The sequence below is a fragment of the Pseudomonas sp. GW821-FHT10C09 genome, from assembly GCF_059415465.1.
On sequence record NZ_JBWKNG010000020.1, the window covers coordinates 48,722 to 63,960 of the forward strand.

Consider the following 15,239-nt stretch of genomic DNA (forward strand, 5'->3'; position numbering starts at 1 on the left):
TGCCGCACATGGATAAATGGATTGAGTTGGTCAAAGCCAAGATGAGTGACCTCAAAGTCACTCAAGAAGTACTCGCCGACCGCCTGGAGATGTCCCAGGGTGGCGTGGGTCACTGGCTGAATAAACGCCGTCAGCCGAGCATTCAAGACATGAATCGTGTCTTGCGCGCGCTCGGGATGGATTTTCTGGAAGTGGCGATGGTGATTCGCGAGGTCTTGCAGGACGACGAGCCTTGCCTTACGCACAAGTACAACCCGTACTTCCGTTACCCGGTCAGTGAATGGCGCGAGCCGATGCAGGTGCGTGACGGTGAGCTGGCCGTCTACGGCAAGCCGCGCTTCGAACTGACGGATTACCATGCCCAGGGCGCGGCGTTCTGGCTGGTGGTCGTGGGCGATGCGATGACGGCGCCCACGGGCGTGAGCATCGCCGAGGGCATGATGATCCTGGTGGATCCGGCCATCGTGCCCGAGCCCGGAAAGCTGGTGATCGCGCAGTGGTCGGACAGCACCGAGGCGACGTTTCGCAAGCTGATCGAAGAGGGCGGGCAGCGTTACCTGGTCCCGCTCAATCCGACGTATCCGAAGGCCCTTTACACCGATGAATGTCGAATTCTCGGTGTAGTGGTTCAGGCAACGGCCAAATTCTAATCAGATCGGTCCTCGTAGAACGTAGGACCGATCTTCATTTCACGCTTCTTCCAGTTCGACCAATGCACTGCCTTCGCTGACCATCTCGCCTTCCTGGCAATACAAGGCCTTGATCACACCCGCGTGGGGCGCACGAATGCTGTGCTCCATTTTCATCGCCTCCAGCACCACCAATTGCGCCCCGGCTTCGACCGTTTGCCCGGCCTCCACCAGCACACGCACGATGCTGCCGTTCATTGGGGCGGTGAGCCCACCCTGATGGCTGTGGCTGGCCTCGACGGCGCTGATCGGGTCGTAGGATTCGATGCGGCGCAGTTCACCTTCCCATTGCAGATAAACCGAGTCACCACGGCGGATCGCCCGGTGCTGGCGGCGTACGCCGTGGAGCTCGGTCAGCAATTGCTCGCCTTTAAGCTGAGCCGTGCAGACATCGCCCAGGGTCAACGCGCGATCCTGGCCTTCGCAGCTCAAGTGCAAAGTGATTTCTTTCGGCAATCCAGCCCGGAAACCATTGCTGATGGCCCATGGCGAACTGACGTCATCTGCACGCGGTGAAGCGACCTTGCTCTGAGCAACCGCTTGGGCGGCCGCTTGCCAGAATGCATCGCTGAGGTCCGACGGCGCGGGCAACAATTGCTCCTGGAAGCGCGGGATAAACCCGGTGTCCAGTTCTGCCGCGGCAAACGCCGGGTGCGCGATGATCCGGCGCAGGAAGTTGATGTTGGTCTTGAGTCCGCCAATCGCAAACTCATCAAGCATGCTCAACAGGCGCAACCGCGCCTGTTCGCGATCCTCACCCCAGGCAATCAGCTTGCCGAGCATTGGGTCGTAGAACGGCGAAATCTCATCGCCTTCTTCAACACCGCTGTCGACCCGACGTCCCGGGCCTTCGGCCGATTCACGGTACAGTTCCAGACGCCCGGTGGCCGGCAGGAAATCATTGGCCGGGTCCTCGGCGTATAGCCGCACTTCAATCGCGTGACCGATCAGCGGCACTTCGTCCTGGGTCATCGGCAACGCTTCACCACGGGCCACGCGAATTTGCCAGGCCACCAGGTCGAGGCCGGTGATGGCTTCGGTGACCGGGTGCTCTACCTGCAGTCGCGTGTTCATTTCCATGAAGAAAAACTCGCCGCGCGAATCCAGCAAAAACTCCACGGTGCCGGCGCCGACATAACCAATGGCTTGCGCCGAACGCACGGCCGCTTCGCCCATGGCGCGACGCAGCTCTGGGCTTAAGCCTGGCGCAGGTGCTTCTTCGACGACTTTCTGGTGGCGACGCTGGATCGAGCAGTCGCGCTCATTCAAGTACAGGCAGTTGCCATGCTGGTCGGCGAAAACCTGTATTTCCACATGGCGCGGTTTGAGCAGGTACTTCTCCACCAGCATCCGTGAGTCGCCGAAGGAGGATTTTGCTTCACGCTGCGCCGAGGCCAGGGCTTCCGCCAACTGGCTGACGTCCTCGACCACTTTCATGCCCTTGCCACCACCGCCGGCGGTGGCCTTGAGCAGCACCGGATAACCGATGCGCTCACACGCGTCGCGGAAGGTGTCGAAGTCCTGCGCTTCGCCGTGATAACCCGGTACCAATGGCACGCCGGCAGTTTCCATCAGCGCTTTGGCGGCGGATTTGCTGCCCATGGCGTCGATGGCCGAGGCGGGTGGGCCGAGGAAGATCAGGCCGGCGTCTTCAATCGCACGGGCAAACCCGGCGTTCTCCGACAAAAAGCCGTAACCCGGATGGATCGCCTGAGCGCCGCTGGCCTTGGCTGCCGCAATCAGCTTGTCGATTTGCAGGTAACTGTCGGCGGCTTTGCTGCCGCCGAGGTCGACGCGGATATCCGCTTCACGGCTGTGTCGCGCTTCACGGTCAGTGGCGCTGTGCACGGCCACGGTGGTCAGGCCCAGGGCCTTGGCGGTGCGCATGACCCGGCAGGCGATTTCGCCACGGTTGGCCACCAGCAAGGTGGTGAGAACAGGTGCGCTCATCAACGCGGCTCCTTGGTGGTGGGGGCTTGCCAGCTCGGCGGACGCTTTTGCAAAAAGGCACGCAGGCCTTCCTGACCTTCAGGGCTGACGCGGATGCGGGCGATGGCATTTTCGGTGTAACGGCGCAGGGCCGGGGTCAGCGCGCCGTGCCCGACTTCACGCAACAAGTCTTTGCTGGTGCGCATGGCGGCGGGGCTGTTGAGCAGCAGGTTGTCGATCCACTGTTCGACTTTTTGCTCAAGCTCGGTAGCCGGATAGCTTTCCGACAACAAACCGATTTCCCGCGCCCGTTGCCCGCCGAAGCGTTCAGCGGTCAGCGCATAACGGCGGGCCGCGCGCTCGCCGATGGCTTGCACCACGAACGGGCTGATCACCGCTGGCGCCAGGCCGATGCGCACTTCCGACAGGCAGAACTGCGCGTCGTCGGTGCCAATCGCCATGTCGCAGCAACTGATCAGGCCCAGCGCACCGCCGAACGCGGCGCCTTGCACCACGGCCAGGGTCGGGATTTTCAGTTTGGCGAGGTTGTACATCAACTCCGCCAGTTCCCGGGCGTCGTCGAGGTTGGTGTGGTAATCGAGCTCGGCCGATTGCTGCATCCACGCCAGGTCCGCGCCGGCGCTGAAATGCTTGCCGCGTCCACGCACCAGCAAAAAGCGCAGGCTGGCGTCGCTGGAAACGGTGTCCAACGCGAGGATCAGTTCGCGGATCATTTCAGCATTGAATGCGTTGTTCTTTTCTTCACGGCTGAGCCACAGGGTGGCGAAACCCCGTGGGTCGGTCAGCAGTTCGAGGGTCTTGAAGTCGCTCATGGTTTTCTCCCGATCACATCCGGAACACGCCGAAGCGGCTCGGTTCGATAGGCGCGTTCAACGACGCGGACAAGGCCAGGGCCAGCACATCACGGGTCTGAGCGGGGTCGATGACGCCGTCGTCCCACAGCCGTGCGCTGGAGTAGTAGGGGTGACCCTGTTCTTCGTATTGATCGAGGATCGGTTGCTTGATCTCGGCTTCCTGCTCGGCGCTGAAGCCTTGGCCACTGCGCTCGGCCTGCTCGCGTTTGACCTGCACCAACACGCCCGCGGCTTGCTCGGCGCCCATCACGCCGATGCGTGCGTTCGGCCACATCCACAGGAAGCGCGGGTCATAGGCCCGACCGCACATGCCGTAGTTACCTGCACCAAAGCTGCCGCCGATGATCACGGTGAATTTCGGCACCTTGGCGCACGCCACGGCGGTCACCAGTTTCGCGCCATGCTTGGCGATGCCGCCGGCCTCGTACTTCTGGCCGACCATGAAGCCGGTGATGTTTTGCAGGAACAGCAACGGGATGCCGCGCTGACAGGCCAGTTCGATAAAGTGCGCGCCTTTCTGCGCGGCTTCGGCGAACAGGATGCCGTTGTTGGCGAGGATCGCGATCGGGTAACCGTGCAGGTGGGCAAAACCGCACACCAGTGTGGTCCCGAACAGTGCCTTGAATTCATCGAACACCGAACCGTCGACCAGACGCGCGATCACTTCGCGCACATCGAACGGCTGCTTGGCGTCCGCCGAGACTACGCCATATAGCTCGTCGCTGGCGTAGAGCGGGGCAATCGGGGCGCGTTGTTGCAGCTCACCGAGCTTGCGCCAGTTGAGGTTGGCAACGCTGCGTCGGGCAATGGCCAAGGCGTGTTCATCGCTTTCGGCGTAATGGTCGGCGACTCCGGAAATCTTGCAGTGCACATCGGCCCCGCCGAGGTCTTCGGCGCTGACCACTTCACCGGTCGCCGCTTTCACCAGCGGCGGGCCGGCGAGGAAAATCGTCGCTTGCTGGCGCACCATGATCGCTTCGTCCGCCATCGCGGGTACATAAGCACCGCCGGCGGTGCACGAGCCCATCACCACGGCAATCTGCGGAATGCCCATGGCGCTCATGTTGGCCTGGTTGAAGAAGATCCGCCCGAAGTGCTCGCGGTCCGGGAACACTTCATCCTGACGCGGCAGGTTGGCGCCGCCGGAGTCCACCAGATAGATGCACGGCAGGCGATTCTGCTGGGCGATGGTCTGGGCGCGCAGGTGTTTTTTCACGGTCAGCGGGTAGTACGAACCGCCTTTCACCGTGGCATCGTTGGCGACGATCATGCACTCGACGCCTTCCACGCGGCCGATCCCGGCAATCACGCCCGCGGCTGGAACGTCTTCACCGTACACCTCGTAGGCCGCCAGTTGGCTGATCTCAAGGAACGGCGAGCCCGGATCGAGCAAGCGATTGATGCGCTCGCGGGGCAGCAATTTGCCCCGCGAGGTGTGGCGTTCTTGGGCCTTCGGGCCACCACCGAGCTGCACTTGGGCGAGCAGGGTGTGCAGGGCGTCGACCTGTTTGAGCATCGCCGCGCTGTTGGCGGCGAACTCCGCCGAACGGGGGTTGAGCTGGGTATGCAGGATAGCCATGGACAACTCCGTTTAGCGGGTTTCGTTGAACAGTTCGCGACCGATCAGCATGCGACGGATCTCACTGGTGCCGGCGCCGATTTCGTACAGCTTGGCGTCACGCAGCAGACGACCGGCCGGGAATTCGTTGATGTAGCCGTTGCCACCGAGAATCTGGATCGCGTCGAGGGCCATTTGCGTGGCGCGTTCGGCGCTGTAGAGGATCACGCCGGCAGCGTCCTTGCGCGTGGTTTCGCCACGTTCGCAGGCCTGGGCCACCGCGTAGAGGTAAGCGCGGCTGGCGTTGAGCTGGGTGTACATGTCGGCGACTTTGCCCTGGATCAGCTGGAATTCGCCGATGCTTTGGCCGAACTGCTTGCGGTCGTGGATGTACGGAACAATCAGGTCCATGCACGCCTGCATGATCCCGGTCGGGCCACCCGAAAGGACGACGCGCTCGTAGTCGAGGCCGCTCATCAGCACTTTCACGCCGCCATTGAGCACGCCGAGGATGTTTTCTTCCGGCACTTCAACGTCATCGAAGAACAGCTCGCAGGTGTTGGAGCCGCGCATGCCGAGCTTGTCGAACTTGTTGCTGCGGCTGAAACCTTTCCAGTCGCGTTCGACGATGAACGCAGTGATGCCGTGCGGACCTTTTTCCAGGTCGGTCTTGGCGTAGATCACGTAGGTGTTGGCATCAGGCCCGTTGGTGATCCAGGTCTTGCTGCCGTTGAGCACGTACTTGTCGCCGCGTTTGTCGGCGCGCAGTTTCATCGAGACCACGTCGGAACCGGCATTCGGTTCGCTCATGGCCAGGGCGCCGATGTGTTCGCCGCTGATCAGCTTCGGCAGGTACTTGGATTTTTGCTCGTGGTTGCCGTTGCGGTTGATCTGGTTGACGCAGAGGTTGGAGTGGGCGCCGTAGGACAGGGCAACCGACGCCGAGCCGCGGCTGATTTCTTCCATGATCACCACGTGGGCCAGGTAACCCAGGCCAGCGCCGCCGTACTCTTCCGGAACGGTCACGCCGAGCAGGCCCATGTCGCCGAATTTGCGCCACAGGTCAGCGGGGAACAGGTTGTCGATGTCGATCTGAGCGGCGCGCGGGGCGATCTCTTTGGCGACGAAGGACTGAACCTGATCGCGCAGCATGTCGATGGTTTCACCGAGGGCAAAATTCAGGGATGGGTAGCTCATGGGGCACCTTTTGGCTTTTTTGTAGGGTGGGGAGGGCAGTGATTCGGCTCTCACCTTTACGTTAACGTAAGCCTGTGACGAATGGCTGTCAATCACCCTTTACGTTAACGTCAACTTGAGCGAGAGTAGAGCCAGTTCAAGATAGAACGCGGACACCCTGTGGGAACGAGCCTGCTCGCGAAAGCGTCGGATCAGTCGACATCATTGTTGAATGTGCCGAACTCTTCGCGAGCAGGCTCGCTCCCACAGGTGACCGTCGCCAACCCACTAAATAAAGACAATAGGGGTCGTCATGGATCAACCCAGTGCAAGCCCGCAGCGCAGCTATACCCGTGGTTCCCAGGACAAAGCCTTGCTGGCGATGACCATCGGCCAGGCGTTCGATCACACCGTCGCGCAGCATGCGACCGGGGAGGCGCTGGTCGTGCGCCATCAACAGCTGCGCTACACCTGGCAGCAACTGGCCGAGGTCGTTGACCTGCATGCCAGAGCGTTGCTCGCGCTGGGCTTGCAGGCCGGTGATCGTCTCGGCATCTGGGCGCCGAACTGCGCGCAGTGGTGCATCAGCCAGTTTGCCAGCGCGAAAATCGGCGTAATTCTGGTCAACATCAACCCGGCGTACCGCAGTTCCGAACTCGAATACGTGTTGAAGCAATCCGGTTGCCAATGGCTGGTCTGCGCCGGCGCCTTCAAAACTTCCAACTATCACGCGATGCTGCAAGGCCTGGTTCCCGAGCTGGCCGAGCAATCCATCGGACAGTTACACAGTGAACGCCTGCCTGATCTGCGCGGCGTCATCAGCCTGGATGCGCAGCCACCGTCAGGTTTTCTGCCGTGGTCGCAATTGGCTGATCTGGCCGCCAGCGTTTCGATTGAACAGCTGCGCGAACGCCAAGACAGCCTGCATTTCGATCAGCCGGTGAACATCCAGTACACCTCCGGCACCACCGGGTTCCCGAAAGGCGCGACCCTCAGTCACTACAACATTCTCAATAACGGTTACATGGTCGGCGAAAGCCTTGGCTTGACTGCTAACGATCGCCTGGTGATTCCGGTGCCGCTGTATCACTGCTTCGGCATGGTCATGGGTAACCTGGGCTGCATCACCCACGGCAGCACCATGATTTACCCGAACGATGCCTTCGATCCCTTGCTGACCCTGACCACTGTCGCTGAAGAAAAAGCCACGGCGCTGTATGGCGTACCAACGATGTTCATCGCCATGCTCGATCAACCCAAACGTGCCGAATTTGATCTGTCGAGCCTGCGTACCGGGATCATGGCCGGTGCCACATGCCCGATCGAAGTGATGCGCCGGGTCATCAATGAAATGCACATGAACGAAGTGCAGATTGCCTATGGCATGACGGAAACCAGCCCCGTGTCTTTGCAGACCGGACCGTCAGACGAATTGGAATTACGCGTGACCACCGTCGGCCGCACCCAGCCGCAGCTGGAAAGCAAAATCATCGACGAGGCCGGTAATCTCGTGCCGCGCGGCACCATTGGCGAACTGTGTACCCGTGGCTACAGCGTGATGCTCGGCTACTGGAACAACCCGCAAGGCACCGCAGAAGCCATCGATCAGGCCGGCTGGATGCACACCGGCGACCTGGCGAGCATGAACGACGAAGGCTACGTGTGCATTGCCGGACGCAACAAGGACATGATCATCCGTGGCGGCGAGAACGTTTACCCACGGGAGCTGGAAGAGTTTTTCTTTACCCACCCGGCGGTGGCGGACGTGCAGGTGATCGGCATTCCGTGCTCGCGCTATGGCGAAGAGATTGTTGCCTGGATCAAGTTCCACCCGGGCCACAGCGCCACCGAGCAAGAACTGCAAGCCTGGTGCAAAGAGCGCATTGCGCACTTCAAGACGCCGCGTTACTTCAAGTTTGTGGAGGAATTTCCGATGACCGTGACCGGCAAGATCCAGAAATTCCGGATGCGCGAGATCAGTATCGAAGAACTGCGCGGTAACCAAGACTGACCACAAACCACTGTGGGAGCGAGCCTGCTCGCGAAAGCGGTAGTTCAGTCAATACATGCGTTGACTGACACGCCGCCTTCGCGAGCAGGCTCGCTCCCACATTTCTAATCGAGGAAAACCTGAATGCCAGACAGCACAAAGGGGAGCCGAAGCTCCCCTTTAATTTTGTCGTTGCGCGTGCTCTTTTTTATTATTGAGGGGCGGTCTGTTTTTGTTTTTGGTGACCGTGACCCTTTACCGCTGTTTTTGTCGATCCCCATCCGGGATCAAGAGCAAACGTATTTTTTTGAGCGCTGATCTACTTTTTCGCTGAGCGATCCAACCAGTTCGGGAGCTACCTGAAGGTAGTTTTATTGTTCTCTGCCCGGTTGCGGGTGACTCCGAAAAGCACCCTGAAAAGCACATCCTCTCCAAAAAAATCTGTTAGCTGCGTCTCTGCCGTGTTGTTTTTGTTATGTCAGAGTCGTTACGTCTTATTTTTATTAGGGCTTGCTGCTTTTTTTGTTCTTGTTATGCAGTAGAGATAGCAGAAGCCGTGCCAACTTTTAAAAATCCTTTAAAATCAATGCTTTGTGATTTTGTAGGGTTTTTCGCATCAGGGAAAACCCTGGAATCTGTTTCCGTGTTACTCGCTCGCGCCCACCTTGGCGACCGTGCGGTAACACCCCGACACACTCACTGTGCGCTGCGAGCCTTGGCCACGCGCGAACCGGTTGGACGCCCCAGCACCGTGCAAATCTGTTGGCCGGCGAGGATCAATGCATCCAGGTCGATACCGGTCTCGATGCCCAAGCCATTGAGCAGGTAAACCACGTCTTCAGTGGCAACGTTACCGCTGGCGCCCTTGGCGTACGGGCAGCCGCCGAGGCCGGCGATGGAGCTGTCGAACACCGAGATCCCTTCCAGCAGGCTGGCGTAGATGTTGGCCATGGCCTGGCCGTAGGTGTCGTGGAAGTGTCCGGCGAGTTTTTCACGGGGCACGTCGGCCGCGACCACCTCGAACATCTTGCGCGTGGCGCCAGCGGTGCCGGTGCCGATCGTGTCGCCCAGCGACACTTCGTAACAGCCCATGGCATAGAGCTCGCGCGCCACCCGGGCGACTTGCTCGGGGGCGACGTTACCTTCGTAAGGGCAACCCAGCACACAGGACACATAACCGCGAACGCTCACGCCGTGTTGTTTGGCGGCGTCCATGATCGGCACGAAACGCTCCAGGCTTTCGCTGATCGAGCAATTGATGTTGCGTTGGGAAAAGGCTTCAGACGCGGCGGCAAACACCGCGACTTCCTTGACTCCGGCGGCCATCGCATCTTCAAACCCTCGCAGGTTGGGGGCGAGTGCGCCATAGGTCACGCCGGGTTTGCGCTGGATTTGCGCGAAGACCTCAGCGGAACCGGCCATTTGCGGCACCCACTTGGGCGAGACGAAACTGCCGACTTCTATATAGCCGAGGCCGGCGGCGGTCAGGGCGTCGACCAGTTGAACCTTGTCGGCAACGCTGATCGGCTGGGCTTCGTTTTGCAGACCGTCGCGGGGGCCGACTTCGACCATGCGTACGTGGGTGGGTAGAGACATGGGAATCGACCTGTGCTGATTGTCTGAATGTTCAAAAAACCCTGTAGGAGTGTGTTGCCCTATTGAATGACCTTCTGGTTCTGGATTGTCTGTTCCAGCGCCTGAGTGCAGCGTTCCTGCGCGGTATCCAGTTCAAGCTTCATCTGCTCGATGTCGAGCATCTGCTGTTCCAGCTGTTCGCGACGCTCGGCGATCTTGCTCAACATGGTTTGCAGTTGTTTTTGATTGCCGCCGGTGGGGTCATACAGCTCGATCAGCTCGCGGCACTCGGCCAGGGAAAAGCCGATGCGCTTGCCGCGAAGGATCAGCTTCAGGCTGACTTTGTCGCGGGGCGAGTAGATACGTTCCTGGCCGCGACGCTCGGGGCTGAGCAGGCCTTGCTCTTCATAAAAGCGGATGGCCCGCGTCGTGATGTCGAGCTCGCGGGCGAGATCGGAAATGCTATAGGTCTGGCTGCTCATGGAAGCGCTCGAAAAAGGTCATGGCGCTAAGCTAATGGCAGGTTGACGTTTACGTCAAGGGGCTGGGGTCTTCTGTGTCGTTACTGGCCCCTTCGCGAGCACCTCGGTATCAAGTCCTACACCTTTTCAAGCTTCTTCTCATGCGCAGTCACCTGCTGGCACAACTCGATCATCTGCTCGCGCATCCAGCGGTTCGCCGGGTCCTGGTCGGTGCTTTCGTGCCAGTAAAGGTGAGTTTCCACCGGCGGCACGTCGTTGACCGGCAGGCTGAAGGCGTGCAAATCATTGCGACGGGCAAAGCGCTCCGGCACGGTCATGACCATGTCGGTCTGCTGCAGCACTTGCGAGGCCATCAGGTAATGCTGGGAACGCAGGGCGATCTTGCGCTGAATACCCATTTTCCCCAGTGCCAGGTCGACATGGCCCAGACCGCTGCGGCGGCTGGAAATATGGATATGGGTCAGCGACAGGTAATCATCGAGGGTAAATTTCTCTTTGCCCGCCAGCGGATGGCCCTTGCGCATGGCACACACGTAACGGTCTTCCATCAACTTGACGTGGCGCACCTGCGGATCGGTATTGAGCGGCGCATCCACGGCGAAATCGAGACGGCCAGCCGCCAGTTCCTTGGTGGTTTCGCGGCGTTTGGACAGGAAACTTTCGATGATCACCGTCGGCGCGAGGCGTCGCAGGCGCTGGAACAGCGGCGGCAGGATCACGGCTTCGGTGAGGTCAGTCATGCTGATGCGGTAGGTTTTGACCGCTTGCAGCGGGTTGAAAATGCGGCTTTCCTGCACTGACACCCGCAGCAGGGAGAGGGCGTTACGCACCGGTCCGATGATGTTCTGGGCCATGGGCGTCGGCACCATGCCTTGGGCGGTGCGCACAAACAACGGATCGTTGAACGTCTCGCGCAGGCGAGCCAGAGCGTTCGAGACCGCTGGCTGGGTAATGCCGACAATCTGCCCGGCACGGGTCAGGTTGGCTTCGGTGTAGATCGCGTCGAAGACGATGAAAAGGTTGAGGTCGACCTTGCTCAGATTCATTGCGCTGCACTCTTATTGTTGGTTCTCAATCACCCGATCATATATCGGTGATGAATGTTAATACACGCCGAGAATAGGCTAGGTAAATTATCAGCGCTGTTCTAGCATCGATACATGACCAAAAACAACCTCTGCCCAAGAAGGTAAATGCTCATGGATTTCGCTTATTCGCCCAAGGTCCAGGAACTGCGTGAGCGCGTGACTGCGTTCATGGACACTTACGTTTATCCCGCCGAAGCGGTGTTCGAGCGCCAGGTTGCCGAAGGCGATCGCTGGCAGCCGACCGCGATCATGGAAGAACTCAAACTCAAGGCCAAGGCCGAAGGCCTGTGGAATTTGTTTCTGCCTGAGTCTGAACTCGGCGCCGGCCTGACCAACCTCGAATACGCGCCGCTGGCCGAAATCATGGGCCGCTCGCTGCTGGGCCCGGAGCCGTTCAACTGCTCCGCGCCAGATACCGGCAACATGGAAGTGCTGGTGCGCTACGCCAACGAAGAACAGAAACAACGCTGGCTCGAACCGCTGTTGCGCGGCGAGATCCGCTCGGCATTCGCCATGACCGAGCCGGACGTAGCCTCTTCGGACGCCACCAACATGGCCGCACGGGCCGTGCGTGATGGCGATCAATGGGTCATCAACGGCAAAAAATGGTGGACCTCAGGCGCCTGCGATCCACGCTGCAAGATTCTGATTTTCATGGGCCTGAGCGACCCGGATGCGCCGCGCCACGCCCAGCACTCGATGATTCTGGTGCCGGTGGATACCCCGGGCGTGAAGATCGTGCGTCCGTTGCCGGTGTTCGGTTATGACGACGCGCCGCACGGCCACGCCGAAGTGCTGTTCGAAAACGTCCGCGTGCCGTACGAAAACGTCCTGCTGGGCGAAGGACGCGGCTTCGAAATCGCTCAGGGTCGTCTTGGCCCAGGCCGGATTCACCACTGCATGCGTTCGATCGGCATGGCGGAGCGGGCGCTGGAATTGATGTGCAAACGTTCGGTCAGCCGTACCGCGTTCGGCAAGCCGTTGGCACGTCTGGGCGGCAACATCGACAAGATCGCCGACTCGCGGATGGAAATCGACATGGCCCGCCTGCTGACGTTGAAAGCGGCGTACATGATGGACACCGTGGGCAACAAAGTGGCGAAGAGCGAAATCGCGCAGATCAAGGTAGTCGCGCCGAACGTGGCTCTGCGCGTTATCGACCGGGCGATCCAGATCCACGGTGGGGCAGGGGTTTCCAACGATTTCCCGCTGGCCTACATGTATGCCATGCAGCGCACCCTGCGCCTGGCCGACGGCCCGGACGAGGTGCACCGCGCAGCGATCGGCAAATTCGAGATCGGCAAGTATGTGCCGAAAGAGATGATGCGTAGCGGGCAGTAAGTCAGACCGCGTTATCGTTCATCGCGGCCAAGCCCGGGTCCTACAGGTACAGCGTGATCCCTGTGGGAGCCGAGCTTGCTCGCGATAGCGTCAGCCGATCCACCGCATCGACATTTGACTCAATACACCCAAACCTCAACCCGCCGATTCTTGATCCGCCCCTCATCCGCACTGTTCGCCGCTACCGGCATTTCCGCGCCAAAGCCACGAATCTCGCGAAACACCACGCCGCTTTTCACCAGTTCCCGCCGCACCGCCATCGCCCTCAGCTTCGACAGCAGATCGGCGCGGGCCGGGTCGCTCTTGGCATCGCCAAACCCGACCAGCGTGACGTCACGATTGGTTTTGCCATGCTGCTTTATATAGTCGAGCACCCGCGTCAGGTCCTGCTGCGCCTTGTTGTCGAGCGTCGCGCTGCCTTCTTCAAAACGGAAATTCACCGACAGCCGCTGCGCATGACGACTGAGTGCCTGATAGCCCTCGGGCATCAACGCATTCGGTATGACCGTGATGGCCTGGACCGTCTGGGCGATAAAACCGTTGGCCGCGACAATCGCCTGGCCTTTGCTGCTTTGCGCGAACACCGCCAAGGCCTCGGCCCAAGGATTTTTCCCATGCGGCGGCAGGTAGAAAAACAGTCGGCGCGACAACGGATAATCTTCCGTGGCGATCAGGCTGTTCAGCGGCAGCATCGCCTGGGATTGGCCATCGACGATTGCCACGGCTTTGGCCTGGCGCACGTAGGGCAGGCCGATGAAACCGATACCTTGCGGGTCGAGGCTGACGGCATCGGACAATTGTTCGCTGGATTCGAAGCGTTTCGCGGCGCTGTTCAGGGTTTTCCCACGACGGCTGAGGACTAATTCCTTGAACGTGTCGTAAGTGCCCGACTGGTCATCCCGCGCATATAAATGAATCGCGCCACCGTTGCCGCCGAGTTCTTCCCAGGTTCTGGCTTCGCCACTGAAAATTCGCGCCAGTTGTTCGGTGTTGAGCTGGTTCAGTGGGTTCTGCGGGTGAAGGATGATGGCGAGGCCATCGATGGCGATGACTTGTTCGGCGTCGGGGCTTTTGAAGTCGCCCAAGGGTTCGAGGTCCACCACTTCGCTGTCCTTGATCGGACGCGAGGAGGCGGCGAGGTCGGCCGTGGCATTTTTCAGCGCGGTGAAACCGGTGCTGGAACCATGCGCCGCCACTTCCACCACGACGCGACGGCCCTGTGGCGTTTCGCCGACGATGCGCAATTCGTTCGCGGTGTCCGGTGCTTCGCTGTGAACCTTGAGCAGGCCCTGTTCGCGCAACAGCCCTTCGACCAACGCCGGGCCCAATGCCGCACCGATGGTGTTGGAGCCCTGAATGCGCAGCACCGGGCCATTGGCGGGTGTCGGTAAATCAGCGGCCGCTGCCGTCAAGGGCAGGCCGGCGCACAGCATCCATAGAAACAAAACGCGCAGCGTCATGCCCGCACCTTAAAAAACCAAAGAAAGTGCGGGGAGAATAAGTCAGTAAGATTTCCGAAAGATGACAGTTGTTTATAACTGTGGGAGCGAGCCGTGGCGAGGGGGCTCACTCCTACAGGGGAATTGTGTTTAGTTTTGGAAATCAGCTCAATTCAAGCCAGATCGGCGCATGATCGGAGGGTTTTTCCATTCCACGCAGGTCGTAATCCACGCCCGCATCCTTGACTCGTGGCAACAAGCCATGAGACGCCATGATCACGTCGATGCGCAGCCCGCGCTTGGGTTCGTCTTCAAAGCCGCGGCTACGGTAGTCGAACCAGCTGAAACGGTCGGTCACGTCCGGGTTCAGGTGACGGAAACTGTCCACCAGGCCCCAGTTTTTCAGGCGGGCCATCCACTCGCGTTCTTCCGGCAGGAAGCTGCACTTGCCGGTTTTCAGCCAGCGTTTCATGTTGTCCGGCCCGATGCCGATGTCGCAGTCTTCCGGGGAAATATTCACGTCACCCATGACGACCACCGGCTGATCGTTGCTGAACTGGCTTTCCAGCAGTTGCTGCAGGTCGCTGTAGAAACGTTGCTTGGCCGGGAACTTGGTCGGGTGGTCGCGGCTTTCGCCCTGTGGGAAATAGCCGTTCATGATCGTCACCGGCACGCCATTGGCGTCGGCGAACGTGCCCCAGATGAAGCGGCGCTGAGCGTCTTCTTCATCGGTGGCGAAGCCTTTGTGCAGGGCCAGTGGTTCTTTGCGCGAGAGCAGGGCGACGCCGTAATGGCCTTTCTGCCCATGAAAATAAACGTGATAGCCCAGCGCCTGAACCTCAGCCAGCGGGAACTGGTCGTCGTGAACCTTGGTTTCCTGGAGGCCGATGACGTCTGGCTGGTGTTTTTCGATCAGCGCCGCCAGCTGATGCGGGCGAGCGCGCAGCCCGTTGATGTTGAAGGAGACGATCTTCATGGTCGGCAGTCCTGGCAAAAGGGCGATGCTAGCTGACATGTAGGAATCGGGCCAGTGTGGGGTGAGGGGATTCGTGTCCGGCGGTAGGTCTTTCATCGCCAATGCGGGCCTCATCGTCGGA

Annotated in this window: 12 protein-coding genes; 3 read left to right on the forward strand and 9 right to left on the reverse strand. The window is 60.1% G+C overall.

Going from position 1 to position 15,239, the window contains the following annotated elements; translation table 11 throughout:
- Positions 1–8: 8 nt before the first annotated feature.
- A complete protein-coding gene (locus AC07N8_RS20935; protein ID WP_483842722.1) occupies positions 9–650 on the forward strand; it encodes a LexA family transcriptional regulator in 642 nt (213 codons plus the stop codon).
- Positions 651–689: 39 nt separating this feature from the next.
- On the opposite strand, the gene AC07N8_RS20940 is transcribed toward AC07N8_RS20935, so the two are convergent.
- From AC07N8_RS20940 to AC07N8_RS20955, 4 genes are read right to left on the reverse strand one after another with little or no spacing between them, the layout of a single operon-like run.
- Positions 690–2,639, reverse strand: coding sequence for an acetyl/propionyl/methylcrotonyl-CoA carboxylase subunit alpha (locus AC07N8_RS20940; protein WP_493145347.1), 1,950 nt, complete (start codon positions 2,637–2,639; stop codon positions 690–692).
- Positions 2,639–3,451 (reverse strand): gamma-carboxygeranoyl-CoA hydratase, encoded by an 813-nt coding sequence (locus AC07N8_RS20945; RefSeq protein ID WP_483842724.1) that lies wholly within the window; start codon positions 3,449–3,451, stop codon positions 2,639–2,641. The genes AC07N8_RS20940 and AC07N8_RS20945 overlap by 1 nt, the downstream gene beginning before the upstream one ends.
- Before the next feature lie 13 nt (positions 3,452–3,464).
- A complete protein-coding gene (locus AC07N8_RS20950; RefSeq protein ID WP_027925065.1) occupies positions 3,465–5,072 on the reverse strand; it encodes a carboxyl transferase domain-containing protein in 1,608 nt (535 codons plus the stop codon).
- A 12-nt stretch (positions 5,073–5,084) separates the two neighbouring features.
- On the reverse strand, positions 5,085–6,248 hold the full coding sequence (locus AC07N8_RS20955) for an isovaleryl-CoA dehydrogenase (RefSeq protein ID WP_046032531.1): 1,164 nt from the start codon (positions 6,246–6,248) through the stop codon (positions 5,085–5,087).
- 292 nt (positions 6,249–6,540) lie between these two features.
- Between AC07N8_RS20955 and AC07N8_RS20960 the strand changes: the two genes are divergently transcribed.
- Positions 6,541–8,238 carry an AMP-binding protein gene (locus AC07N8_RS20960; protein ID WP_483842725.1) on the forward strand — a complete coding sequence of 566 codons (1,698 nt, stop codon included), beginning with the start codon at positions 6,541–6,543 and terminating at the stop codon, positions 8,236–8,238.
- A 675-nt stretch (positions 8,239–8,913) separates the two neighbouring features.
- Here AC07N8_RS20960 and AC07N8_RS20965 read toward each other — a convergent pair.
- From AC07N8_RS20965 to AC07N8_RS20975, 3 genes are all read right to left on the reverse strand, one after another.
- A complete protein-coding gene (locus AC07N8_RS20965; RefSeq protein WP_493145350.1) occupies positions 8,914–9,813 on the reverse strand; it encodes a hydroxymethylglutaryl-CoA lyase in 900 nt (299 codons plus the stop codon).
- Positions 9,814–9,872: 59 nt separating this feature from the next.
- Positions 9,873–10,274 (reverse strand): MerR family transcriptional regulator, encoded by a 402-nt coding sequence (locus AC07N8_RS20970; protein WP_027925069.1) that lies wholly within the window; start codon positions 10,272–10,274, stop codon positions 9,873–9,875.
- Between the two features lie 116 nt (positions 10,275–10,390).
- Entirely contained in the window at positions 10,391–11,320 is a 930-nt protein-coding gene (locus AC07N8_RS20975) for a LysR family transcriptional regulator (protein WP_046032527.1), read from the reverse strand.
- 153 nt (positions 11,321–11,473) lie between these two features.
- Here AC07N8_RS20975 and AC07N8_RS20980 point away from each other — a divergent pair, with 153 nt between their 5' ends.
- Entirely contained in the window at positions 11,474–12,703 is a 1,230-nt protein-coding gene (locus AC07N8_RS20980) for an acyl-CoA dehydrogenase (protein ID WP_123432547.1), read from the forward strand.
- A 119-nt stretch (positions 12,704–12,822) separates the two neighbouring features.
- Here AC07N8_RS20980 and AC07N8_RS20985 read toward each other — a convergent pair whose 3' ends face one another.
- Positions 12,823–14,163 (reverse strand): substrate-binding domain-containing protein, encoded by a 1,341-nt coding sequence (locus tag AC07N8_RS20985; RefSeq protein ID WP_493145353.1) that lies wholly within the window; start codon positions 14,161–14,163, stop codon positions 12,823–12,825.
- Between the two features lie 142 nt (positions 14,164–14,305).
- A complete protein-coding gene (xthA, locus tag AC07N8_RS20990; protein WP_493145355.1) occupies positions 14,306–15,118 on the reverse strand; it encodes an exodeoxyribonuclease III in 813 nt (270 codons plus the stop codon).
- Positions 15,119–15,239: the final 121 nt, after the last annotated feature.